1 protein-coding gene is annotated in these 1,118 nt (G+C 41.9%); it reads left to right on the top strand.

Annotation, left to right across the window (positions count from 1 at the left end):
• The first annotated feature begins 815 nt into the window (after positions 1-815).
• Positions 816-1,049 (top strand): hypothetical protein, encoded by a 234-nt coding sequence (locus tag F6K37_RS43795; protein WP_071986844.1) that lies wholly within the window; start codon positions 816-818, stop codon positions 1,047-1,049.
• The last annotated feature ends 69 nt before the right edge of the window (positions 1,050-1,118 follow it).

Here is a 1,118-nt window from a genome sequence, read left to right as displayed (position 1 = left end):
TTAGCTGTGCCACGCCAGTAGGGTGGGTTAGGGGCGGCCAGGATTTTGAGGGATTACCAATCAATTTGTATCCGCACCGTAACCCACCATCTTCGATGTTTTGTACCAGATGCTGTAATTGCTGTTCTGGTTTGGATTGATCAGCAGCGCGATCGCATTATCTAGATAGGGAGTAGGGTGGGCAGTGCTTACCTTCGAGATTGTTAACTTTTAACTTGGTATGAAGATAGGGAGTAGGGTGGGCAGTGCTTACATTGGAGATTGTTAACTTTTAACTTGGTATGAAGCACTGCCCACCTGAGGATTAATTTTATTAAAAATCTAGTAGAGATGTAGTAGGGTGGGCAGTGCTTACCTTCGAGATTGTCAGCTTTTAAATTGGTATGAAGCACTGCCCACCCTACGATTCATTTTATTAAAAATCTAGTAGAGATGTAGGGTGGGCAGTGCTTACCTTCGAGATTGTCAGCTTTTAAATTGGTATGAAGCACTGCCCACCCTACGATTCATTTTAATTAATTTGCTGTTGGTGGGCAGTGCCTAGAAAAGCTATCCCAAGTTTTTAAATTGGTCTGATGCACTGCCCACCCTACGATTCATTTTAATTAATTTGCTGTTGGTGGGCAGTGCCGATTAAATCTACTCTAAGCTTTGTAATTGCTGGGAAGCACTGCCCACCCTACGATTTATTTGATTAAGTTACTGTTAGTGATATCTCCATATTTCGTAATAAAAAAAACTTCCTAAACCCCTTGACATTTTAATTAACTTATTGATAGATTAATAATCTCAGGAAAATTAATGAATAACTGGTCATGACGAAAAATCTTCCGCCTAACTCCGATGAAAATCAGAACCCTGAAAACCCTGGTCGGAAACCTAAGAAAGTCAAGCACATCTTGATCGGTTCTCCTGAACAAGTTCGGCATACTATTTATGCCATTTATGCTCTTAAATACGCCTATCCCGACGAGTGGAGCACTCCCGAACCTACCGAAAACCCTGGTGAGGTTATGACCACCTTGATTCGATATTTCTACGTAGACTAGGATAGGGTTTTGCCAGGGTTTGACGCCCTGGCGACCAGGAATTGTGGAGGTTATTTTTAAGCTATCAGC

This window comes from Moorena sp. SIO4E2 (assembly GCF_010671945.1).
In the GTDB taxonomy this organism is placed as follows: Bacteria; Cyanobacteriota; Cyanobacteriia; order Cyanobacteriales; family Coleofasciculaceae; genus Moorena; species Moorena producens.
This window is presented reverse-complemented; position numbering and strand designations above follow the sequence as displayed.